Genomic DNA, 26,564 nt, shown 5'->3' on the forward strand with positions numbered 1-26,564 from the left:
CCGAAAAATCAACAAACTAAGACTGCACGGGGCCTCAATTAGCCTTTGGGACTTTTTATTCTACGTTGACATCTCATCATGCCAGCCTGCAGAAGAAATTGATTTGCAGCACGATTGATTCTTACATTAGAAAAAAACAATATCGGATTAGCGATATTGCCCATGTGGCTACTTCAATAACCAATCGCGATCGGGATCATACAATGCTTTCAATCAGAGGTGTAATATGTCGTACTTCACTATCATCTAGATCTGTAGAACGGGAGATTATGACTTACAGTATATTGGACAAGCAAAATATACATCCTCGGTGTGGGATGCGCTGAATCAATATCAAGTATGCTTCTCAGCTTACAGAGCCTCAGTAGGCTTGAATAGTGAGCTTAATAAATTTTTTTCTGTAAAATGAATAGACTCTAATTTTTTTATTACTTTTTCTATGTATACTTTATTATTGGTGAATTTATACTTCAAATATATATTCAGCAAAATTCTAACTTCTTTCTCTAGCTCGCGATAACCTTCAATGAACTGATGATTAAAATTATAATATCCATTATATTGAATATATTCTAATTTCATGTTCATGAATTTTTTATGCTCATATAGAGTGTATAGAAGTCTGATATCGACATTAATTTTTTTATCTAGGTGCATAATGAAATGTTTTTTTAGTTCAATATAAATATTTAAACCAAAAGTTCGATCATCATATAGTGAAATATCATAAAAGTTCTTATAATTCTCCATAATATTTTTTGATTCGTAGTAATCTTTGATATCTTTAAAAAAGATGCTGATGTCAAATCCATAGGTTTTTCCATTATGGATTTCAGGGTTTATCTTCAACAGATGTATATAATTTAGATAACTATCATATGCTTCACAATGCAAAAATGCCTGTTTCAACATCAAGTATTCAACTTCTGACTTTGCATATTTCCCATCTTCATGGAAAGCCATGATTTTAAAGGTTTTTGTTTTATCCTCATAACCGTATACAAAGATTGCATGAGAAAAAGAGCTTTTATTATATGAATAAGTTTGAGGAATATAATATTCATCTACATGTAGCCATACATAATATTCTGAATTGATTTGTTGTTTTAAAAAACTAATAAACTCTATATTAGTGTTTAGGATTAAATCTCTATGCAATCGTTGAGAATCTTTAAACCAGGGATGAAAATGGTGTTCTGGAGTCTGTACGAAATAATCCATAAAAACCCACTCGTTTTTCCAATTTGATAAATATATATTCGTATAATTAGAAAAAATCCATGGTAGACATTCTTCTTTGTTAGAAATAATAGATAGGTAAAAAGCATGCTGCGGATAATTTTTAATTAAAGGCTCAGTTATTGGTAATATTTTTTGTTCCATTATACATATCCTTCTTTCATATTGAAAAATTAACATGCATATTGATGGTAGTGTCAAGAAGATTGTGTATCTGAACATACTTTTGTGGGTAGAAGAACGGTTAGTTTTTTGTTGGAACATCACTAACAGCTGGCATCTGTTGCCGTAAGGTGAGAATAAGTTGCTGCTGAAGATATGGATTCTGCTAGGGAGAATCCGTAGTCCAGACGAAACAGAATATCTTCTCGAAGTCTTTTCAGCAGATCCTTAATGGTCGGAATCCGCTCGACGATTCTTGCTATAAGTGAATAGACCATTTCTGAGTAATTCGTTTCAACAGGAGCGCCTAAACGTGACTTTTTGTTGACGACTCGCAAGATTAGAGCTAAGTCTAACGTTGCAAAGATAAGGTCAAAACGCTTTTCGCGATTCATGTTAAATAAATCTTGCAAGGAAAACAGACCTTGTTTCGAATATATGGCATAGAGAGTTCACCTCGTCTCTACTGGTTGGTTTAGTCGCTTAACCTATTCGTGATTTGGGAGATACTCCTTTTTCTATGCCTTAAAAACCTTGTCACTGGCAAGGGGTTAGGTATGGAATTGATCCAATTATTTAGAATTTTGCAATATTCGTAAATATTTTTTTATTTGTTCAGGAGCTCTGATTATTCCGAAAATTTTAACATTTCCAAATACTTCCTCGGCTAATTCGCGTGTAACATCGTCAGAGATAATTAATCCTCCCACAAGATTGATATCAATTCTTACCCCTTTCTGTTTAGCGTCTTCTAATCGATTTCGGTCAAACTCTATAATTCCTACAACAAAGTATTTTTCTTGTTTTAACTCCTTCAAAACAGAAGAATGGCTATCTAATTGATTTTTGATGGCAATACGAATAAAATCTGTTCGATTAGTATAATATCCTTGGTCAACTAATAGGTCGATTTGTCCAAGATCAACTGGACCAAGATTAATACTTACTTTTTCTAAATCAGGCATTTAATCATCTCCAATTTATATTATTTAAGGTGGAATTATTTAACTTATTATTATTTTATTTTAAAAGCAATATTGTCCGATTTCTTTTAAATAATCAATCAATTTATTAATAATGTCAAGGATAAATCTTTTTAAAATATTATTGAAATAATTGGGATTTCGGAGTACTATATACTCCATACAGATGTTCTGTGGAGTATAATTTGCGAAAGGGAGTGTTTAACATTAAACCTCAAAAAACAATTTGGCGTTTATTAAAGTATTCTTTACAGTTTAAGTACGGTTATGTCATTTTATTTTTCACCATGATTCTTGGGATAGGATTAGATTTGGGTATTGCGTGGTACCTTAGTCAAGTTACAAACACAGCAGTATCAAATGGCAAGGTTTTATGGCAATCTCTTGTAGTAACTGGATTAATTATTCTTTTATTAAATGTAGTGAATAGTTACGTAGACACTTATTTTAAAACCAAAGTATCATCTAAAATTCGAAATAATCTCCGAGTCGATACTCTTAAAAAATTAATGTGCCTTCCGGAATCTTATTACAATGATAATCACTCTGGAGAGCTTCTAAGTCGAATGACTAATGATAACCAGGCTATCGGAAACGCCTGCACCGATACAGTTATTTCTTTGATCCGTAATCCATTACTCGCAGTACTAGCATTTATTTATTTGCTTACAATCCATTGGCAATTAGCACTAATTTGTGTGTTGATAGGTCCAATGACAATTTTAGTTGGAGGATTATTTGGTAAAGCTCTTCGAAACAATTCTCAAGAACTTCAGAGTGGAATCGGTAAAATGACTTCACTTCTTCAGGAAATTTTAGGATCAAGCATTATTTTTAAAACATTTGGCCTAGAAAAAAAGTTATTTGGTAAATTTGTATCTAGTAGTAACGATATCAGTCAGTTGGAAATACAAGGTGGACGTATTCATGCTTCGCTTTCGGCTACAGCAAATGCAGTTGGTCATTTCTCTTTTATTATTACATTTGTATTGGGAGCTGTTTTTGTTTCGAATGGCTCTATGGCAATAGGGGGACTTATAGCATTTATTCAGCTTATGAATCATTTGACATGGCCTTTTACAGGCATGGCTTCATTATGGGGAGGATTTCAACAAGCACTCGGGGCTGCTGACAGAATTTTCACACTAATGGATGAACAATCGGAATATTCATCATTACCAAAACAAGCCGTTAACCATGAGCAAGGATACTTGAAAGTAACTGATTTAACATTTGGATATAAAGAAGATCAGTATGTTTTGAATAATATTGGGTTTTCAGTAAAACCAGGGGAGGTTGTTGCAATTGTGGGACCTAGCGGGGGGGGGAAATCTACAATTTATAAACTTCTACTAGGATTATTTAAGCAAAATTTTGGTCATATTCAAATAAATGAATTAAATACAAATTCAATGAAATTAGAAGATTTGAGAAGTTACTTTGCACTAGTTCCTCAAGAAAATTATCTATATAGTGGGACTGTTCGTGAAAATATTGCAAATGGAAAGCCAGATGCGACAGATGATGAAATTATATCAGCAGCAAGAGATGCGAATGCACTTGATTTTATAATGGAACTTCCTGAGGGATTCGAAACTGAAATAGGTGAAGGAGGGGATTATTTATCAGGAGGACAAAAGCAAAGAATCTCTATTGCAAGAGCATTATTACGAAATGCCCCGATTTTACTATTGGATGAAGCGACAGCTGCTCTTGATAGTGAATCGGAAAGATTAGTTCAAGAAGCTCTAGACCGACTGATGAAAGGTCGTACAACTATTATTATCGCACACAGATTGTCTACAATAAAAAATGCGAATGAAATAATTGTACTTGACAATGGGGGGATTATTGACAAGGGAACTCATGAAGAACTTTTGAAATCAGAAGGGCTTTACCGAAAATTAGTAAATAATAGTCTTGGGTCAAATAAAATGGTTGATGCAAATGTGTAATAATAATAACAAGTTTTTGGAGAAAAAATTATCAATAAAAGCTATTTTTAAAAAAATAATTCTTCAACCAGCGTTTTCCTTGCAGATTTTGCATCCAAAAGAAAATAATGATTGTGTAATTCTCTTTGCTATTAAAAACATCACTGTGGTAATTAATAATAAAGAACACTTTTTGAAAAGTGGCCACATTGTTTTCGGGAAAATAAATGAAATTATTAATGAAGAAAAGACCCCTGCTGAGATAGCATATATAATTCTAACCCCGAGAAGCTCTGATATAGTTTTACCTCAATTTATGATATTGAATTATGAACATGAGGAGATAGCTAATAATCTTCTTTCGTTCATAAATTCTTCACAAACTGATATTGAGGAACTTGAACTAATTGCTAAAGATCTACAAATAGAATGTAATTCATTTTTACAAGAAAAAACGAAAAAGAATGTAGAAAATGGGTTACAACTGGGACCTGACATGAGATTAATTAAATTGCACAGATTTATACGTAAAAATTATGATCAGCATCTTTCATTGGAAAGTTTAGCGAAAATGATAAATTGCAATCCTGTTTATTTATGTAATACATTTAAAAAGATATTTGGAATTACCCCAATGAAACTTGTACAAAAATTACGTATGGAAGCCGCACTTTTATTGATTCAATCTACTAATAAGCCCTTAAAAGATATTTCCTTAGAGGTCGGATTCTACTCAGTTACCTATTTTTCATCTCTCTTCAAAAAATATTTTGGAAAGTCTCCGAGATATTATAAGAATTCATTGTGTTTATCAAATGTGAAATAGAAACACGAATAAAAAAAGCATTACCATTAATTGGTAATGCTTTTTTTATTCGATATTAAGTTTCTTATTATTTTTACATATTCCATTGCTCTTATAAGCATTAAAATTATATAATTCGACAACAGGAAGATTAAGGGATATATAAGAATATCTAGATCCAAGGGGATGATTGTGATATTAAATCGAATTTTACCATTCAATAACTTGTTTTTTCGTAATTGCTTTTACAACGCTCTTTTCCCGGCGATTTTATATCATAATAAAAGCATTACTCCATTTTTTCTTAGTGACATCTTCATCTATGAGTATGACGAAACATTAGGATTAATATCATCGCAAACTTTATCGGTTCATAGTGATGAATATATTTTGAAGAAAATTGGGGTACTAATGAATACACAATTCCCTAATTCTGATGTGATAAACATTATAAAGGGTGAATTAAATAATGGCATTCCAGTTATCCTTGGAATCGACTGTTATTATTCTCCAATTCGAAATGATACCTATCTTCAGAAGCATTTAGCCCATTATATTCTGATATTTGGTTATGATGCTCAGGACGATAGTTTTTTAATCCTTGAACATCAAAATAGAGACACATTAACTTACTCTCCTCAAAAAATTGCTGCATCTGATGTTTTGAAATGTTATGAATCCTTTTTATCCATATCAGAAGGAATGGATACTTCTGCTTTGTTTTCTGTCTGTGCTAATAATGAATATCGAGTAGGCGAAGCTACAGTACTCGAAGAGTTTTTTGAGTGTTTTTTAGAAAATATAAAAAAACACTCCTCTCGTAGGACTACATTAATGTCTACTGCGATCACTAAGTTCAAGGGAGATATATTGGAGGCTCTTAAAAATGAAACATCAATGACTCAATTTTTAGCAAGTAAAGGGGATAAACTTTTAGTTAATTTAAATGAGTTGATAGATAATATTCATCTAGAACATTATCGTTTAGAACATATTTATTCAGATGATAAACAAACCTTAGAACTTCACTCCAGTATATTATCTAATTGGATGAAAGTTCGAGCAATATTTCTAAAGTACCAATTAACTGGTAGATTTAACCCAAAATCATTCAACCAAATTACTCCTTGTCTTGAGCAACTGCTCATATTAGAGTCTAATTATTTAAATCGTTTCGAATATAAAGTATTTAGATAATTATTAATAAATTTAAATGAAGGAGAACTCCAATGAACAATGAGCATATTTTAAGTGAAATTGTCCGAATTATGAAAGAATCTATAGGAATCATAGATCAAAAATTTCAAATTGAAGTCGATGCAAATTTCTTTGAACTAGGTGGAGATTCAATAGATGCCAGTAGTTTTATGATTAAAATTAATGAATTTTTTGAACTCAGTTTGTCGTACACTGAAGTATTTGATAATCCAACTGCTAAGGGCATAACAGATCTCATACTTACGAAAAGAATAGATAAAGAACAATTGAAAGAAAGGATGATCACGCATTTACCAGAAGTATCGTATTATCCAATCTCTTCTACTCAAAATAGATTTCTAGCAATTTCTCAGCTTGATACTAAAACAAGTTATAATTTACCATTCCAATTTATTCTTTCTGGTGAATTTGATGTGGATCGATTTGAAAAGGCATACAATTATTTGATTGAAACTCATGAAATCTTGAGAACTACCTTTGAGTGGATAGATAATCAAATGGTACAAAAAATTCATCCATTTAAAGAAAGTAAAATCACCTATTTAGAGGTAAGTTTAAAAGAAAGTAACGAAATAGCAAGTGATTTTATACATTCATTTAAACTAGATATACTACCATTAATCCGTGTTCTGCTATTAAAAATAGATGTGAATGTATATAAATTATTACTAGATGTTCATCACATTATTATGGATGGGTTCTCAATAGGACTTTTTATGAAAGAACTGTCTCAAATATATAATGGAACTTTTCTAGAACCTCCCTCAATTCAATATAGAGATTATGCTGCATGGCAAAATGAAAGATTCAAAAAAAATGAAAGAGACAAAGATAGAAAATATTGGTTGGAAAATCTCGAAGGAGAAATTCCTGTTCTTAACCTACCTACAGATTATCCTAGGCCTATTTTACAGAATTTTGATGGAGACAGATTATTTTTTTATATAAATACCGAAATAAGTGGTTCTTTAAAAAAAGTGGCTAGACAAGGCGGAAGCACGTTATATATGGTCCTTCTAGCAGGATATTATATACTTCTTTCACGATACTCTGGGCAGAAAGATATTATCGTGGGAGTACCCTCTTCAGGTCGACATTATAAAGATATAGAAAAATTATTAGGTTTATTCGTAAACACTTTGCCAGTAAGAGGTTTTCCAGATAGTAATCAATCATTCTTATCATTTTTAAACCAAATTAAAGAAAGTACTATAGCTGCATATGAACATCAAGATTATCCGCTTGAAAAGCTGGTTGAGGAGCTTAAAATTTCTCGCGATCTGAGCCAAAACCCACTATTTAATACATTATTCGTGCTTCAAAACATTCCAGATTGGAATTTGGATTTACGAGGCGTTGCCTGTGAGGCAGTTGATATGGTTTCAAAATCTTCAAAATTAGATATTTCAATTGAAGCTTTTGAACAGGAAGGGAAAATCAAGTTTACTGTGGAGTATGCTACGCGGTTATTTAAGAAAGAAACAATCCAGAGAATGATTAAGCATTACATAAATATATTAACTGAAGTTGCTGACAACCCATCTTTAAAATTGGAAGAAATTAATATGATATCGGATGAAGAGAAGGAGGACTTGTTTTTATACAATAAGACGGAGAGAATCCTATCAAATAAAACAATTCAGCAAGTTTTTGAGGAAAGAACTTTAAATTCGCCAAATGCAATCGCTGTTAAATTTGGAAAAGAACAGATTACATACCGAGAACTAAATAACAGGGCGAACCAAGTTGCCCATCAACTCCGTATTTTCGGCGTTAAGAGAGATGAAATTATTGCTATATTAGTGGAACGTTCAATCGAAATGATGGTGGTTATTCTCGGAATCTTAAAATCAGGAGCAGCATATCTGCCGTTAGATCCAAGACATCCAGACGATAGAATTCTTTATATGTTAAAGGATAGTAATTCACGGTTTCTTTTAATACAGAAAACACTAATAAATAGAACTGAATTTCTTACTAACACATTCCATGGAACGGTTTTAGGGCTTGATGGTATTCTCACTGAATCTGCGCAAAACATTGATAACCCCGAGTTTATCAATGAATTTCATGATCTTGCTTATGTTATCTACACTTCTGGTTCCACCGGAAAGCCAAAGGGAGTTATGATAGAACATCGTTCCTTGATAAATAGAATTGAATGGATGCAAGAACAATTTGATTTTAGTATGAGTGATAAATTTTTACAAAAAACGGTGTACACATTTGATGTATCGGTGTGGGAACTATTTTTATGGTTTTATAGTGGTTCTACATTGATTCTTTTAGAACCTGAAGCCGAAAAAGATCCCGAGTCTATTTTATCGGCAATTATTAATAATGGGGTCACTGTCCTTCACTTTGTTCCATCGATGCTAAGTGCGTTTGTTTCATATCTTAAAGATATTCAATCTTCAAGACTTAATAGTCTGAAATTTATTTTTACAAGTGGAGAGGCATTAAGTTGTGAATTATTAAATAATTGCCTCAGTTATACTTTTCTGGGTGGAGCTAAAATTATTAACTTATATGGGCCGACTGAAACAACAATTGACAGTACTTTCTTTGAGTTTTCCCATGATAGAAAGTATAACGTAGTCCCTATAGGTAAGCCAATATTTAACACTCACACATACATCATAAACCGACATGGTCAATTACAGCCGATTGGAATAGACGGAGAACTATGCATAGGCGGAGCCGGCATGGCGCGTGGTTATTTGAATCAGCCGGAACTAACCGCAGAAAAATTCGTGGAGAACCCCTATCGTCCAGGAGAACGGATGTATCGGACAGGGGATGTGGCCCGTTGGTTGCCGGATGGAAATATCGAGTTTTTGGGGCGGATAGACCACCAAGTGAAAATTCGGGGATACCGGATTGAACCGGGAGAGATTGAAAACCAATTGTTGAAGCATCCGAAGGTACGGGAAGCTGTCGTTATCGCCCAATTGGAGAGCGATGGGCAGTCGCAAGCTTTATGTGCTTATGTCGTAGGAGACAGCGGCTTAAAAAGCAGCATACTGCGTGAATACCTGAGTCAGGAACTGCCGGAGTACATGATTCCTTCGTACTTTATAGCCTTGGAAGAGTTACCACTAACGCCGAATGGTAAGGTGGACCGCAAAGCGTTACCCAAACCGGAGGCAGGAATGGCAAGCGGACGAGCTTATGAAGCACCGAGCAATGAGATTGAATCCCAGATGGCAGAGATTTGGCAAGGCGTGTTAGGGCGAGAAAAAGTGGGGCTTAACGACCACTTCTTTGAACTGGGAGGCGACTCGATCAAAGGAATACAGGTTTGTGCCCGTTTATATAAACATGGTTGGAAGCTGGAAATGAAGCATCTGTTCCAATACCCTGTACTTCGAGATGCTTGTACCCAAGTAGTCCCACTTCAACGGAAGGCAGAACAAGGGCTTATCGAAGGAGAAGTGTCTTTGTTGCCGATCCAGCAGTGGTTCTTTGAACAGAATTTGGAAGAAGCAGAGCATTGGAATCAGGCCATGATGCTGCAGGGAAAACCAAGATTTGAAGAAAAATCATTAGAAGAAGCCCTAAGAAAATTAGTAGAACACCATGATGGTTTGCGTACTGTGTTTAGTGGTAAAGGCCAGGAGGCAAAAGGATATAACCTTGGAGTGGAAGAGGGCATGGTAAATCTAGCCGTTGTTGATCTAACGGAGGAAGAAGATCCTATAAGGGCAATTAAAGAACAAGCAGAAGAAGCCCAGCGGAATTTTGATATAGAAAAGGGACCATTATTCCGGGCGAAAGTATTTCGTACACAGACAGAGGACCACTTATTACTGGTGGCCCACCACTTGGTTATTGACGGGGTGTCCTGGCGAATTCTATTAGAGGATTTGGCAATTGCGTATGAGCAGGTGAGCCAAGGGCAGCCTGTAGGACTACAGGAAAAGACGGATAGTGTGAAGGAATGGTCAAAAGGACTAAGAAATTATGCAATAAGCAAAGAACTGCTTAAAGAAGTACCGTATTGGAGAGAGATGGAGCAGTCGACAATAAGTACCTTGCCAAAGGATTCAGAACCGCAAAGTGAGGCTATGAAATATAACGGTGTAGCAAGTATACAACTGAGTCGGAAAGATACGGTACTGTTGTTAGAGGAAGTAAATCGTGCCTACAATACAGAAATTAACGACCTGTTATTGACGGCCCTGGCACAAACCGTTCAGAAGTGGACGGGAGAGTCGGCAATGGCAGTAAATATGGAAGGTCATGGCAGGGAGGAAATCATAGATTCGCTGACAGTAACTCGAACGGTCGGATGGTATACGTCAATGTATCCAGTAGTGCTCGAACCTACAAGCAATGCAGATGTCGGGATGCAGTTGAAGCAGGTGAAAGAAACGTTAAGACAGGTACCGAAAAAGGGGGTCGGTTACGGAATATTGAGGTATTTGACCCCGATGGAGGAAAGAGAAGGATTAACATTCACGCTCAAACCTGAGATCTCATTTAATTACTTGGGACAATTCGATGCAGACCTAAATACGTCACTATTCAAACGCTCTCCTTATGAGACGGGACAAACCATAGGAGAAGGAAACCAAAGATTATATGAGATAGATATTGTAGGTATGGTGGATAACGGAAGAATGGCTCTTAATTTTAACTATAATACCGACACGTATAGACCAGAAACGATGGAGGAAATAGCAGCAAGCTATAAAGAGCAGCTGTTAATACTCATCTATCACTGTGTAAATCAGACTGTGACAGAGGTAACCCCTAGTGATTTAGCTGAAGGTGATATAAACATAAAAGATATTGAGGAAATTCTAAATTTATTTAGTTAGCTTTGGAGGTTGAGACAGTGAGTTCAGTTACATCTATAGAAAAAATATATCCACTTACTCCTATGCAATATGGGATGATTTACCACTGGTTGTTGGATAAAGAGAGTAATGCTTATTTTGAACAAATATGTTTTCCCCTCAAAGGTGAACTTGATATTAATTTGTTGGAAAAAAGTCTCAATAAATTAGTTGAACGTCATCAAACTTTTCGGGAAAATTTTTTATACCAAAACCTAACAAAACCACTTAAAGTTGTTTTTCGTGAACGATATTATCATATCAATCATGTTACAATCTCCAAATTAAGTGAATATGAGCAACAAACGTTTTTAGATGACTTTATCGTCAATGATCGGAACCATAGGTTTGACCTGTCGAAGGGCCATCTAATGAGGGTAGCAGTAATTGAAAAAGGAAGCGGAAGGTACGAAATAGTCTGGAGTTATCACCATATCCTTATGGACGGTTGGTGCGTTGGAACCGTTATGCAGGAATGGTTTGAATTATATCGAGCTGAATTAAAAGGAATAAATTTGGTACTTGACGCAGTTCCCTCTTACACAAAATATGTTGAATGGATTGAGAAACAAGATAACGAAAATTCCCTTAACTTCTGGGAGGATTATTTAGACGGATATGAAAAAATCGCTGAAATTCCATGTTTCGAAAAATCTCAAGAAAAAAATAAATATTCCCTTAATGAAACTAGAACAGTAATTAACGAAGAAATTACAGAAAAACTAAATCATGTTGCTCGTAAATATAATGTGACGCTGAATACCATTTTTCAGACGATTTGGGGCTTGATTTTACAGAAATATAACGGGGCAGACGATGTGGTTTTTGGAGCAGTAACTTCTGGAAGACCGCCGGAAATTGTGGGAATTGAATCAATGGTAGGGCTCTTTATTAATACAATTCCAATACGAATAACAAGAGGTCCATATGATAAATTCAGTGATTTACTTCAGTTCATACAGAAAAATACATTGGAATGTGAAATAAACAGTTACTCTCCATTATATGAAGTGCAAACTAAGAGCAGGCTTGGACCTAATCTGATAAATCATGTATTAATTTTCGAAAATTACCCAGAAAATAAGCATCTCGACAAATTAATTTATGCGGGGGATCTCGGTTTTGCTGTTGAGAATATAAGTCGTATTGAGCAGACAAATTATGACTTCAATCTTATAGTAATTCCTGCAAAAGACTTAACTATAGAGTGTAGTTATAATTCCGAAAAATATTCTGAAAAAACTGTTACAAAGATATTCGAGCATATTATAAAAGTAATTAAAACTATTTTAGAAAACCCTGATGTTCTGTTGAGTGAAATAGAACTGCTGACCAAAGAGGAGAAGCAACTGTTGGAGTCGTTTAATGCAACAGGGACAATTTATGCGGAGGAAAAAACGATTCAGCAGCTGTTTGAAGAACAGGTAGAGCGTACCCCCGAAGCGATAGCAGTTGTAAGTGAGAAAGAACAAGTGAGCTACCGAGAGTTGAACCTCCGTGCCAATCGGTTAGCCCATGTACTGAGAGCACATGGTGTGAAAAGAGATGAAATCATAGGGTTAATGGTGGAACGAACACCGGAAATGATCGTGGGAATTCTCGGAATATTGAAGTCGGGTGCAGCGTATGTACCATTGGATCCAGCTTATCCGGAAGAACGGATCACCTATATGTTGGCAGATAGTGGAGCTCACATACTACTGACACAGGATTCTTTGGAAGAACAAGTAACTTCTTTAAAGAAGAACTATGCAGGAAGCATTTTGGATATTGAGCAAGCTGAAGCCATGTCAGACACCGATGAGAACCCGGAACCTATTAATAAATCGGAAGATTTGGCTTATGTGATCTACACGTCGGGCTCTACCGGGAAGCCTAAGGGGGTTATGCTCGAGCATAGAGGACTTATAAATGCACAGCTCTTATGGGAAAACTCCTTCGGCATTGTTCCTGAAGACCGAATTGTACAGTTTGCCAGCAGTTCCTTTGATGCTTCCGTTTCAGAGATCTTTATGGCCCTGTTTGCGGGGGCCAAGTTATATATTCCATCCAAGGAAACGATCTTGGACCCTCAGCGGTTTGTGGACTACATAGGAAAGAATAAGCTGACCGTACTAACATTACCACCAACCTATTTGAGCACCATAGAATCCAAACAGCTTAAAGGAGTACGTTTACTTATAACGGCAGGATCGGCAATCCATCCTGAGCTGGCAGAGCGTTACATGCAGGAGATGAATTATGTTAATGCATATGGTCCGAGTGAAGCGACTATCTGTGCCACGGTGTGGATTCCGGCAGTGAGCAAAATCGAGAACAGTGTGATCCCTATCGGAAAACCGATCCCAAATGCGGAAGTTTATATCACAGACGTAAATGGACACCTTCAGCCGATTGGAATAGCCGGAGAACTATGCATAGGCGGAGCCGGTGTAGGGCGTGGTTATTTGAACCGGCCGGAACTAACTGCAGAAAAATTCGTGGAGAACCCCTATCGTCCAGGAGAACGGATGTATCGGACAGGAGATTTGGCCCGTTGGCTGCCGGATGGAAATATCGAGTTTTTGGGGCGGATAGACCACCAGGTGAAAATTCGGGGATACCGGATTGAACCGGGAGAGATTGAAAACCAATTGTTGAAGCATCCGAAGGTACGGGAAGCTGTCGTTATCGCCCAATTGGAGAGCGATGGGCAGTCGCAAGCTTTATGTGCTTATGTCGTAGGAGACAGCGGCTTAAAAAGCAGCATACTGCGTGAATACCTGAGTCAGGAACTGCCGGAGTACATGATTCCTTCGTACTTTATAGCCTTGGAAGAGTTACCACTAACGCCGAATGGTAAGGTGGACCGCAAAGCGTTACCCAAACCGGAGGCAGGAATGGCAAGCGGACGAGCCTATGAAGCACCGAGCAATGAGATTGAATCCCAGATGGCAGAGATTTGGCAAGGCGTGTTAGGCCGAGAAAAAGTGGGGCTTAACGACCACTTCTTTGAACTGGGGGGACATTCGCTCAAGGCCACCGTAATGGCATCAGCCATTCACAAGCAATTCGATGTGGAGATTCCACTAAAGCAAATTTTTAAAACGCCAACAATGAGAGAATTGGCGGCATACACAGCCGAAGCGGATCGGCGCAAATATCGTCCAATCGAGCGGATTGCAGAACGGGAATGGCATCCCGTTTCTTCAGCACAGAAACGGCTGTTAATTCTTCAGCAGCTAGAGGGCGGGGACGCCAGCTATAACATGCCGTCGGTCTTCTTGCTAGAGGGAGACCTAGATGTAGCATGTTTGGAACAAGCCCTTGTGAAGATGACAGAACGTCATGAGGCGTTGCGAACCTCGTTTGAATGGATTAACGGGGAACCGGTACAACGCATTCATCCTCGAGTGGAAATCAAGCTGGGGTATAGCCAAGCAAGTTTTGAAGAAGGAGCAGAGCTGACCAAATCGTTCGTGCGTCCGTTTGATTTAAGCAAAGCACCATTAATGAGAGCAGAACTGATCCAGATTTCAGAGGAGAAGCATCTTTTCATGTTGGATATGCACCATGTGGTGTCCGATGGAGTGTCGATGGGAATCTTTATGGACGAATTATCGCAGATGTATGATGGAAAGGAGCTAGGTCAGCCACGGATCCAATATAAGGACTACAGTGAATGGCAGCAGGCTCGTTTTCAAAGCGAAGAAATGGAGAAGCAAAAAGCTTATTGGTTGGAACATCTTGGTGGTGAATTACCTATACTCGATTTACCGACAGATTATTCACGGCCTAGTGTTCAGAGCTTTGAAGGGAATCATATTTTTTTTGAAGCCGATCCGAATTTAAGCGATGGCCTGAAGAACATTGCACGAGAAACGGGAAGCACCTTATACATGGTGTTGTTAGCGGCATATCAGGTATTACTCTCCCGGTACAGCGGGCAAGAAGATATCATCGTTGGAACGCCAACAGCCGGGAGGCTACATGCGGATACAGAGGATGTCCTGGGCTTATTCGTGAATACGTTAGCGGTGAGAGGCTGTCCGGAAGGCCAGAAAACAGTTAAGTCATTTATAGAAGAAGTCAAGAAAGCAACGTTAGGGGCATATGAGCATCAGGAGTATCCTTTTGAAGAACTGGTTAATCAATTGAATATTCCACGGGACTTGAGCCGCAACCCATTATTTAGTACATTGTTCGTTTTACAAAACATAAAACAAACTCAGCTTAAACTTGGAGAAGTGCAGGCTGAGCCATATCATATGGAATATCAGATATCTAAATTTGATATGTCGATCGAGGCAGTGGAACAAGAAGGAAGGATTCGATTCGGGCTGGAATATGCAACCCGTCTGTTCAGGGAAGAGACCGTAGGACGGATAGCAGAAAACTACATTCAGGTATTAAAAGAGTTTGCTTGGAATTCAGAAAAACAGCTTGGGGAAATCAAAGTGCTGACCGAAGAGGAGAAGCAACTGTTGGAGTCGTTTAATGTAGCAGGGGCAATTTATGCGGAGGGAAAAACGATTCAGCAGTTGTTTGAAGAACAGGTAGAGCGAACCCCCGAAGCAATAGCAGTTGTAAGTGAGAAAGAACAATTAAGCTACCGAGAGTTGAATCTCCGTGCCAATCGGTTAGCCCATGTTCTGAGAGTACAAGGCGTGAAAAGAGATGAAATCATAGGGTTAATGGTGGAACGAACACCGGAAATGGTCGTGGGAATTCTCGGAATATTGAAGTCGGGTGCAGCGTATGTACCATTGGATCCAGCTTATCCGGAAGAACGGATCACCTATATGTTGGCAGATAGTGGAGCTCACATACTACTGACACAGGATTCTTTGGAAGAACAAGTAACTTCTTTAAAGAAGAACTATGCAGGAAGCATTTTGGATATTGAGCAAGCTGAAGCCATGTCAGACACCGATGAGAACCCGGAACCTATTAATAAATCGGAAGATTTGGCTTATGTGATCTACACGTCGGGCTCTACCGGGAAGCCTAAGGGGGTTATGCTCGAGCATAGAGGACTTATAAATGCACAGCTCTTATGGGAAAACTCCTTCGGCATTGTTCCTGAAGACCGAATTGTACAGTTTGCCAGCAGTTCCTTTGATGCTTCTGTATGGGAAATCTTTATGGCATTGTTTGCGGGGGCCAAGTTATATATCCCATCTAAGGAAACGATCTTGGACTCTCAGCGGTTTGTGGACTACATAGGAAAGAATAAGCTGACCGTGCTAACATTACCACCAACCTATTTGAGCACCATAGAATCCAAACAGCTTAAAGGAGTACGTTTACTTATAACGGCAGGATCGGCAATCCATCCTGAGTTGGCAGAGCGTTACATGCAGGAGATGAATTATGTTAATGCATATGGTCCGAGTGAAGCAACCATTTGTGTCACCGTATGGATTCCAGAAACGAAGAAAATCGAGAACAGTGTGGTCCCTATCGGAAAGCCGATCTCTAATGCGGAAGTCTATATCACAGATGAAAATGGAGAATTGCAACCCATTGGAGTAGCCGGAGAACTATGCATAGGTGGAGCCGGCGTGGCGCGTGGTTATTTGAATCAGCCGGAACTAACCGCAGAAAAATTCGTGGAGAACCCCTATCGTCCAGGAGAACGGATGTATCGGACAGGGGATGTGGCCCGTTGGCTGCCGGATGGAAATATTGAGTTTTTGGGGCGGATAGACCACCAAGTGAAAATTCGGGGATACCGGATTGAACCGGGAGAGATTGAAAACCAATTGTTGAAGCATCCGAAGGTACGGGAAGCTGTCGTTATCGCCCAATTGGAGAGCGATGGGCAGTCGCAAGCTTTATGTGCTTATGTCGTAGGAGACAGCGGCTTAAAAAGCAGCATGCTGCGTGAATACCTGAGTCAGGAACTGCCGGAGTACATGATTCCTTCGTACTTTGTAGCCCTGGAAGAGTTACCACTAACGCCGAATGGCAAGGTGGACCGCAAAGCGTTACCCAAACCGGAGGCAGGAATGGCAAGCGGACGAGCTTATGAAGCACCGAGCAATGAGATTGAATCCCAGATGGCAGAGATTTGGCAAGGCGTGTTAGGGCGAGAAAAAGTGGGGCTTAACGACCACTTCTTTGAACTGGGAGGCGACTCGATCAAAGGAATACAGGTTTGTGCCCGTTTATATAAACATGGTTGGAAGCTGGAAATGAAGCATCTGTTCCAATACCCTGTACTTCGAGATGCTTGTACCCAAGTAGTCCCACTTCAACGGAAGGCAGAACAAGGGCTTATCGAAGGAGAAGTGTCTTTGTTGCCGATCCAGCAGTGGTTCTTTGAACAGAATTTGGAAGAAGCAGAGCATTGGAATCAGGCCATGATGCTGCAGGGAAAACCAAGATTTGAAGAAAAATCATTAGAAGAAGCCCTAAGAAAATTAGTAGAACACCATGATGGTTTGCGTACTGTGTTTAGTGGTAAAGGCCAGGAGGCAAAAGGATATAACCTTGGAGTGGAAGAGGGCATGGTAAATCTAGCCGTTGTTGATCTAACGGAGGAAGAAGATCCTATAAGGGCAATTAAAGAACAAGCAGAAGAAGCCCAGCGGAATTTTGATATAGAAAAGGGACCATTATTCCGGGCGAAAGTATTTCGTACACAGACAGAGGACCACTTATTACTGGTGGCCCACCACTTGGTTATTGACGGGGTGTCCTGGCGAATTCTATTAGAGGATTTGGCAATTGCGTATGAGCAGGTGAGCCAAGGGCAGCCTGTAGGACTACAGGAAAAGACGGATAGTGTGAAGGAATGGTCAAAAGGACTAAGAAATTATGCAATAAGCAAAGAACTGCTTAAAGAAGTACCGTATTGGAGAGAGATGGAGCAGTCGACAATAAGTACCTTGCCAAAGGATTCAGAACCGCAAAGTGAGGCTATGAAATATAACGGTGTAGCAAGTATACAACTGAGTCGGAAAGATACGGTACTGTTGTTAGAGGAAGTAAATCGTGCCTACAATACAGAAATTAACGACCTGTTATTGACGGCCCTGGCACAAACCGTTCAGAAGTGGACGGGAGAGTCGGCAATGGCAGTAAATATGGAAGGTCATGGCAGGGAGGAAATCATAGATTCGCTGACAGTAACTCGAACGGTCGGATGGTATACGTCAATGTATCCAGTAGTGCTCGAACCTACAAGCAATGCAGATGTCGGGATGCAGTTGAAGCAGGTGAAAGAAACGTTAAGACAGGTACCGAAAAAGGGGGTCGGTTACGGAATATTGAGGTATTTGACCCCGATGGAGGAAAGAGAAGGATTAACATTCACGCTCAAACCTGAGATCTCATTTAATTACTTGGGACAATTCGATGCAGACCTAAATACGTCACTATTCAAACGCTCTCCTTATGAGACGGGACAAACCATAGGAGAAGGAAACCAAAGATTATATGAGATAGATATTGTAGGTATGGTGGATAACGGAAGAATGGCTCTTAATTTTAACTATAATACCGGCACGTATAGACCAGAAACGATGGAGGAAATAGCAGCAAGCTATAAAGAGCAGCTATTAATACTCATCTATCACTGTGTAAATCAGACTGTGGCAGAGGTGACTCCTAGTGACTTAGGGGATAGCTCGCTTACTTTAGAAGAACTACAAGCTATAAATAGTATCTACATGACAAATTAAACACTAAATTATGAAGGGGAAATTCTAAAATGAATATTGAAAGGATTTATCCTTTATCACCAATGCAGTCAGGAATGTTTTTCCATCATTTGCTCCATGAAAAAGATGGTGCTTACATGGAGCAAATGATGTTAACTATAACTGGTGAAATTAATGCAACTGTGTTAGAAGAAAGCTTCAATGCACTTATAAAAAGGCATGAAGTGCTTAGAGCTTCATTTATTTATAAAGAAACAAAGAATCCAAGACAGATTATTTTGAGCGATAGAACTATATCTATTAATTTTATTGATCTATCAGGAATAGGCGGGCCGGAGCAGGAGAAATACTTAAAGGATTACCGAGCTAATGATAGAGAGCAAGGGTTTGATTTAACCAGAGATCCATTAATGCGTGTAGGCTTGTTTAAGTTAGATGATGAGCAATATGAAATCTTATGGAGTTTTCATCATATTTTAATGGATGGATGGTGCCTAGGAATTGTATTTCGAGAATTACTGGAACTTTATCAGGCAAGATTAGAAGGGCGACCAGCCTTACTTGAACCGGTTATTTCCTATGGAGAATATATTAAATGGTTGGAAAAACAAGATTTAGAGGAATCACTTGCCTATTGGAAAAAATATCTGAATGAATACGAGGAAATCGCAACATTACCATACGGAAGTACCGATAAAAGCATGAGATATTCCCAAAAGGAGCTTGAAGAGATATTAGATCATCAGTTGTCGGAGAAGCTAAGTCAAATTGGTCGTCGTTATAAAGTGACTTTAAATACTGTCTTTCAAGTCATTTGGGGGATTGTTCTTCAAAGATATAATAGGACAGATGATGTGGTGTTTGGTGCAGTAGTTTCTGGCAGACCTGCAGAAATTAAAGGAATTGAGTCAATGGTAGGACTCTTTATAAATACTGTGCCAGTACGAATTACGTGTGAACAAAGAATGAAGTTTAGTGAGTTGCTTCAACAGGTTCAAGGGGCTGCATTGGAAGGAGAGAAATATAACTATTCTCCTTTGTATGAGGTTCAGGCAAAGAGTCAGTTAGGAGATGATTTACTTAATCATATTATGATTTTTGAAAACTATCCAATGGGAGAGCAATTGGCAGAATTGGGTGACCTAGATGCATCGGGCTTCGAAATTAAGCAAATACGCGCCGTTGAACAGACAAATTACAATTTAAACTTTACCGTAAAGCCTGGAAAACAATTAAGTATGAGTTTCAATTATAATTCCAATAAGTATTCAGAAGAGGATATTCGGCGCACCATTAATCATATTAAACAAGTCATTGAAGTAACCTTGGAGAATCCGGAAATATTAATTGAAGATATAGAAATTGTTTCAGAAGAGGAGAAGCAACTTTTAAAATCGTTTAATACAGTAGGGAGTGAAAGACCACTAGATAAGACTATACGAGAGTTATTTGAAGAACGAGTGAAAAAACAACCGAATGCAATAGCTGTTACTTATGGAGAAGAAAGTATCAGCTATAGTGAGCTTGATCGGCAGGCTAACATACTGGCTTACCAACTTCGGAAATATGGAGCCATGAAAGAAACAGTTGTTGGTCTTATGGCGGATCGATCATTAGAAATGGTTATTGGTATTTTAGGAGTATTAAAGGCTGGTGCGGCTTATGTGCCACTTGATCCTGGTTATCCTAACCAGCGATTAAATTATATTTTAGAAGATAGCAGTACAAATTTGCTACTAACGCAATGCAATTGGGTTCAAAAAATTGATAGTTTATCTTTCACAGGAAAAGTTTTGTTAGTAGAAGATCTATTGCTATGTCAGGATCAAATAAAAAGTTCTAACTTTGGAGAACCAGGAGACTTAGCCTACATTATTTATACCTCAGGAACATCGGGGAGACCTAAGGGAACTTTAACAACCAATGCAAACATAACGAGAGTAACTAGTAATACAAATTATATTGAGATTACAAGAGATGACAAAGTACTCTCAGTTTCGAACTTTGCATTTGATGGATTTACCTTTGATTTGTTTGGTGCTCTGTTAAACGGAGCACAGCTAATACTTGCGTCAACGGAAATGGTCACTAATCCCAATCAGCTTATTCGGTTAATTAAGTCTGAACATATTACAATAATTTTTGTAACAACTGCGCTGTTTAATTTACTAGCTGAATATGATGCTGAATGGTTAAAAAGTGTTCGGAAGGTTCTTTTTGGTGGGGAAGCTTCATCTGTTAGCCACGTCCAAAAAGTGATACCTGGAAAAGCAGCTGGTAAGGTAATCCACGTATATGGTCCAACAGAGACAACTGTGTTTGCGACCTACTATCAAGTTGAAAATATCTTGGAAGGTGCTTCTACAGTGCCGATTGGCAAACCTGTTAATCAAACAGATGTATACATACTTGGCCCAGGAGATAGATTACAGCCGATTGGAGTAGCCGGAGAACTATGCATAGGTGGAGCCGGCGTAGGGCGTGGTTATTTGAACCGGCCGGAACTAACTGCAGAAAAATTCGTGGAGAATCCCTATCGTCCAGGAGAACGGATGTATCGGACAGGAGATTTGGCCCGCTGGCTGCCGGATGGAAATATCGAGTTTTTGGGGCGGATGGACCACCAGGTAAAAATTCGGGGATACCGGATTGAACTTGGAGAGATTGAGAATCAATTGTTGAAGCATCCGAAGGTACGGGAAGCTGTCGTTATCGCCCAATTGGAGAGCGATGGGCAGTCGCAAGCTTTATGTGCTTATGTCGTAGGAGACAGCGGCTTAAAAAGCAGCATACTGCGTGAATACCTGAGTCAGGAACTGCCGGAGTACATGATTCCTTCGTACTTTATAGCCTTGGAAGAGTTACCACTAACGCCGAATGGTAAGGTGGACCGCAAAGCGTTACCCAAACCGGAGGCAGGAATGGCAAGCGGACGAGCCTATGAAGCACCGAGCAATGAGATTGAATCCCAGATGGCAGAGATTTGGCAAGGCGTGTTAGGCCGAGAAAAAGTGGGGCTTAACGACCACTTCTTTGAACTGGGGGGACATTCGCTCAAGGCCACCGTAATGGCATCAGCCATTCACAAGCAATTCGATGTGGAGATTCCACTAAAGCAAATTTTTAAAACGCCAACAATGAGAGAATTGGCGGCATACACAGCCGAAGCGGATCGGCGCAAATATCGTCCAATCGAGCGGATTGCAGAACGGGAATGGTATCCCGTTTCTTCAGCGCAGAAACGGCTGTTAATTCTTCAGCAGCTAGAGGGCGGGGACGCCAGCTATAACATGCCGTCGGTCTTCTTGCTAGAGGGAGACCTAGATGTAGCATGTTTGGAACAAGCCCTTGTGAAGATGACAGAACGTCATGAGGCGTTGCGAACCTCGTTTGAATGGATTAACGGGGAACCGGTACAACGCATTCATCCTCGAGTGGAAATCAAGCTGGGGTATAGCCAAGCAAGTTTTGAAGAAGGAGCAGAGCTGACCAAATCGTTCGTGCGTCCGTTTGATTTAAGCAAAGCACCATTAATGAGAGCAGAACTGATCCAGATTTCAGAGGAGAAGCATCTTTTCATGTTGGATATGCACCATGTGGTGTCCGATGGAGTGTCGATGGGAATCTTTATGGACGAATTATCGCAGATGTATGATGGAAAGGAGCTAGGTCAGCCACGGATCCAATATAAGGACTACAGTGAATGGCAGCAGGCTCGTTTTCAAAGCGAAGAAATGGAGAAGCAAAAAGCTTATTGGTTGGAACATCTTGGTGGTGAATTACCTATACTCGATTTACCGACAGATTATTCACGGCCTAGTGTTCAGAGCTTTGAAGGAGATCGAATTTTCTTCAGAGCTGATGAAACTTTAACAGATTCCCTAAAACGTCTAGGTAAAGAATATGATGCTACTTTGTATATGGTCTTACTAGCGGCATATAAGGCATTGTTATCTCGTTATAGTGGACAAGAGGACATAATCGTCGGGGCACCTGTTGCTGGCCGCCTACATAAGGATTGTGAACAGGTAATTGGACTATTTGTGAATACTTTACCAGTCCGTAGCTTTCCTAATAAATACAAGACTTTTGAGACTTTTCTTTTAGAAGTAAAGGAGACTATGTTAGCTGCAATTGAACACCAAGAATACCCACTTGAGGAGTTAATTAGCCTTATAGACATTCCACGGGATTTGAGTAGGAACCCACTATTTTGTACTTTATTTGTTTTGCAAAATATTGAATTAATCGACCTAAAATTGGAAAGTGTAAGTGCCTTGCCTTTTGATATTGAATTTAGGACATCTAAATTCGATATGTCAGTAGAAGCAGTCGAAGGAGGAGGGCAGATTCGTTTTTCGCTGGAGTATGCTACAAAAATATTTGATCAAGAAACTATCAAACGATTTTCTGAACACTATCTTCAGATTCTTCGAGAGATTATCAGAAATCCGAAACTGGAGCTTGCAAACTTTCACGTGATTGATTCAAAAGAAGAGCTACAATTATTGGATTACTTTAATAATACAGCGGTTGAGTATCCCCATGAGAAGACTGTCCAACAATTATTTGAAGAGCAAGTTGAGAGGACGCCGGATAATATTGCAGTCGTTTATGGAAAGGAACAGATAACGTATAAGGAACTTAATCTTCGAGCTAACAGACTAGCCTATCAACTTAGGGAATATGGTATGTCTAAAGATGATGTTGTTGGACTACTAGTCGATAGATCTTTAGATATGATTGCAGGTATTCTTGGGATACTGAAGGCGGGGGGCTCGTATCTTCCTCTTGATCCGGATTTACCTCAAACTAGAATAAAATATATGTTTGAGGACAGTGGAGCGAAAATTTTACTGAAGCAACTATCTATTAATTTGGAACTAATCACATTAGGTTCACGATTAGTTATCAATTTTGACAGCAAAGGTACAACTGAAATATATCCTAACCCTGAAATACTTAATGATTCTTCTGATTTGGCATATGTGATGTATACATCTGGATCAACCGGTATACCCAAAGGAGTTATGGTTGAACATCGTAATATTAATCGACTCGTATTCAAACAAAATCATATACAAGTTAATAACAATGATAGAATTTTACAGTCGGGTTCGTTTGGATTTGATGCTACAACATTTGAAATTTTTGGTGTTTTATTAAATGGAGCTACTTTGTACATTATCTCAAAAGATGAACTACTAGATTCGGAAAAATTGGAGCTCCATATAAATGAGTATGGAATTACGATGATGTGGCTAACTTCTTCTCTGTTTAATCATTTGTCAGAAGAGAAACCGGAAATTTTTCATTCTTTAAAACGTCTGATTGTCGGTGGCGAGGCGCTTTCACCTAAACATATCAATAGAGTACTGGAAAAAACAAATGATTTGAAAATAATTAATGGATATGGTCCGACAGAAAGTACTACATTTAGTACCTGTTTACTTATTGATAATTGTTATTCTGAAACTATACCAATAGGAAAACCAATCTCAAATACACAAGTTTATATACTAAGTATTGATGGTCAATTACAGCCGATTGGAATAGCCGGAGAACTATGCATAGGCGGAGCCGGCGTGGCGCGTGGTTATTTGAATCAGCCGGAACTAACCGCAGAAAAATTCGTGGAGAACCCCTATCGTCCAGGAGAACGGATGTATCGGACAGGGGATGTGGCCCGTTGGTTGCCGGATGGAAATATCGAGTTTTTGGGGCGGATAGACCACCAAGTGAAAATTCGGGGATACCGGATTGAACCGGGAGAGATTGAAAACCAATTGTTGAAGCATCCGAAGGTACGGGAAGCTGTCGTTATCGCCCAATTGGAGAGCGATGGGCAGTCGCAAGCTTTATGTGCTTATGTCGTAGGAGACAGCGGCTTAAAAAGCAGCATACTGCGTGAATACCTGAGTCAGGAACTGCCGGAGTACATGATTCCTTCGTACTTTATAGCCTTGGAAGAGTTACCACTAACGCCGAATGGTAAGGTGGACCGCAAAGCGTTACCCAAACCGGAGGCAGGAATGGCAAGCGGACGAGCTTATGAAGCACCGAGCAATGAGATTGAATCCCAGATGGCAGAGATTTGGCAAGGCGTGTTAGGGCGAGAAAAAGTGGGGCTTAACGACCACTTCTTTGAACTGGGAGGCGACTCGATCAAAGGAATACAGGTTTGTGCCCGTTTATATAAACATGGTTGGAAGCTGGAAATGAAGCATCTGTTCCAATACCCTGTACTTCGAGATGCTTGTACCCAAGTAGTCCCACTTCAACGGAAGGCAGAACAAGGGCTTATCGAAGGAGAAGTGTCTTTGTTGCCGATCCAGCAGTGGTTCTTTGAACAGAATTTGGAAGAAGCAGAGCATTGGAATCAGGCCATGATGCTGCAGGGAAAACCAAGATTTGAAGAAAAATCATTAGAAGAAGCCCTAAGAAAATTAGTAGAACACCATGATGGTTTGCGTACTGTGTTTAGTGGTAAAGGCCAGGAGGCAAAAGGATATAACCTTGGAGTGGAAGAGGGCATGGTAAATCTAGCCGTTGTTGATCTAACGGAGGAAGAAGATCCTATAAGGGCAATTAAAGAACAAGCAGAAGAAGCCCAGCGGAATTTTGATATAGAAAAGGGACCATTATTCCGGGCGAAAGTATTTCGTACACAGACAGAGGACCACTTATTACTGGTGGCCCACCACTTGGTTATTGACGGGGTGTCCTGGCGAATTCTATTAGAGGATTTGGCAATTGCGTATGAGCAGGTGAGCCAAGGGCAGCCTGTAGGACTACAGGAAAAGACGGATAGTGTGAAGGAATGGTCAAAAGGACTAAGAAATTATGCAATAAGCAAAGAACTGCTTAAAGAAGTACCGTATTGGAGAGAGATGGAGCAGTCGACAATAAGTACCTTGCCAAAGGATTCAGAACCGCAAAGTGAGGCTATGAAATATAACGGTGTAGCAAGTATACAACTGAGTCGGAAAGATACGGTACTGTTGTTAGAGGAAGTAAATCGTGCCTACAATACAGAAATTAACGACCTGTTATTGACGGCCCTGGCACAAACCGTTCAGAAGTGGACGGGAGAGTCGGCAATGGCAGTAAATATGGAAGGTCATGGCAGGGAGGAAATCATAGATTCGCTGACAGTAACTCGAACGGTCGGATGGTATACGTCAATGTATCCAGTAGTGCTCGAACCTACAAGCAATGCAGATGTCGGGATGCAGTTGAAGCAGGTGAAAGAAACGTTAAGACAGGTACCGAAAAAGGGGGTCGGTTACGGAATATTGAGGTATTTGACCCCGATGGAGGAAAGAGAAGGATTAACATTCACGCTCAAACCTGAGATCTCATTTAATTACTTGGGACAATTCGATGCAGACCTAAATACGTCACTATTCAAACGCTCTCCTTATGAGACGGGACAAACCATAGGAGAAGGAAACCAAAGATTATATGAGATAGATATTGTAGGTATGGTGGATAACGGAAGAATGGCTCTTAATTTTAACTATAATACCGACACGTATAGACCAGAAACGATGGAGGAAATAGCAGCAAGCTATAAAGAGCAGCTGTTAATACTCATCTATCACTGTGTAAATCAGACTGTGGCAGAGGTGACTCCAAGTGACTTAGGAGATATCGGACTAACCTTAGAGGATATTGAAGAACTAACCAGAGAAATTGCTATTACCATAATAGATAATTAGTACAGGAAGGATATT

Annotated in this window: 9 protein-coding genes; 6 read left to right on the plus strand and 3 right to left on the minus strand. The window is 39.1% G+C overall.

Annotated elements, in window-relative coordinates:
• Positions 1 to 351: 351 nt before the first annotated feature.
• From MKY19_RS06970 to MKY19_RS06980, 3 genes are all read right to left on the minus strand, one after another.
• Positions 352 to 1,383 (minus strand): hypothetical protein, encoded by a 1,032-nt coding sequence (locus tag MKY19_RS06970; protein WP_339801516.1) that lies wholly within the window; start codon positions 1,381 to 1,383, stop codon positions 352 to 354.
• 122 nt (positions 1,384 to 1,505) lie between these two features.
• On the minus strand, positions 1,506 to 1,796 hold the full coding sequence (locus MKY19_RS06975; RefSeq protein ID WP_339801518.1) for a hypothetical protein: 291 nt from the start codon (positions 1,794 to 1,796) through the stop codon (positions 1,506 to 1,508).
• 177 nt (positions 1,797 to 1,973) lie between these two features.
• On the minus strand, positions 1,974 to 2,366 hold the full coding sequence (locus MKY19_RS06980) for a CopG family transcriptional regulator (protein WP_339801521.1): 393 nt from the start codon (positions 2,364 to 2,366) through the stop codon (positions 1,974 to 1,976).
• Between the two features lie 191 nt (positions 2,367 to 2,557).
• On the opposite strand from MKY19_RS06980, the gene MKY19_RS06985 reads away from it, so the two are divergent.
• The 6 genes from MKY19_RS06985 to MKY19_RS07010 all read left to right on the plus strand — a co-directional run bounded on the left by MKY19_RS06985 (position 2,558) and on the right by MKY19_RS07010 (position 26,549).
• Complete coding sequence (locus MKY19_RS06985) at positions 2,558 to 4,339, plus strand: ABC transporter ATP-binding protein (protein WP_339801524.1); 1,782 nt, start codon at positions 2,558 to 2,560, stop codon at positions 4,337 to 4,339.
• Complete coding sequence (locus MKY19_RS06990; protein WP_339801527.1) at positions 4,305 to 5,144, plus strand: AraC family transcriptional regulator; 840 nt, start codon at positions 4,305 to 4,307, stop codon at positions 5,142 to 5,144. The genes MKY19_RS06985 and MKY19_RS06990 overlap by 35 nt, the downstream gene beginning before the upstream one ends.
• Positions 5,145 to 5,309: 165 nt before the next feature.
• Positions 5,310 to 6,320 carry a BtrH N-terminal domain-containing protein gene (locus MKY19_RS06995; protein WP_339801530.1) on the plus strand — a complete coding sequence of 337 codons (1,011 nt, stop codon included), beginning with the start codon at positions 5,310 to 5,312 and terminating at the stop codon, positions 6,318 to 6,320.
• A 32-nt stretch (positions 6,321 to 6,352) separates the two neighbouring features.
• Positions 6,353 to 11,164 carry an amino acid adenylation domain-containing protein gene (locus MKY19_RS07000; protein WP_339801532.1) on the plus strand — a complete coding sequence of 1,604 codons (4,812 nt, stop codon included), beginning with the start codon at positions 6,353 to 6,355 and terminating at the stop codon, positions 11,162 to 11,164.
• A gap of 17 nt (positions 11,165 to 11,181) precedes the next feature.
• Positions 11,182 to 18,849: an amino acid adenylation domain-containing protein gene (locus MKY19_RS07005; protein WP_339801534.1), complete on the plus strand. Its 7,668-nt coding sequence runs from the start codon at positions 11,182 to 11,184 to the stop codon at positions 18,847 to 18,849.
• A 29-nt stretch (positions 18,850 to 18,878) separates the two neighbouring features.
• Positions 18,879 to 26,549, plus strand: a complete 7,671-nt coding sequence (locus tag MKY19_RS07010; RefSeq protein ID WP_339801536.1) for an amino acid adenylation domain-containing protein — start codon at positions 18,879 to 18,881, stop codon at positions 26,547 to 26,549.
• Positions 26,550 to 26,564 lie beyond the last annotated feature (15 nt).

Source organism: Paenibacillus sp. FSL R5-0744 (assembly GCF_037972555.1).
In the GTDB taxonomy this organism is placed as follows: Bacteria; Bacillota; Bacilli; order Paenibacillales; family Paenibacillaceae; genus Paenibacillus_AQ.

Bases quoted from the DNA above. Each gene is read 5' to 3' on its own strand.
- MKY19_RS06975 (WP_339801518.1), bottom strand. From the start codon at position 1,796: ATGAATCGCGAAAAGCGTTTTGACCTTATCTTTGCAACGTTAGACTTA.
- MKY19_RS07000 (WP_339801532.1), top strand. From the start codon at position 6,353: ATGAACAATGAGCATATTTTAAGTGAAATTGTCCGAATTATGAAAGAA.
- MKY19_RS06970 (WP_339801516.1), bottom strand. From the start codon at position 1,383: ATGGAACAAAAAATATTACCAATAACTGAGCCTTTAATTAAAAATTAT.
- MKY19_RS06995 (WP_339801530.1), top strand. From the start codon at position 5,310: ATGATTGTGATATTAAATCGAATTTTACCATTCAATAACTTGTTTTTT.
- MKY19_RS06980 (WP_339801521.1), bottom strand. From the start codon at position 2,366: ATGCCTGATTTAGAAAAAGTAAGTATTAATCTTGGTCCAGTTGATCTT.
- MKY19_RS07010 (WP_339801536.1), top strand. From the start codon at position 18,879: ATGAATATTGAAAGGATTTATCCTTTATCACCAATGCAGTCAGGAATG.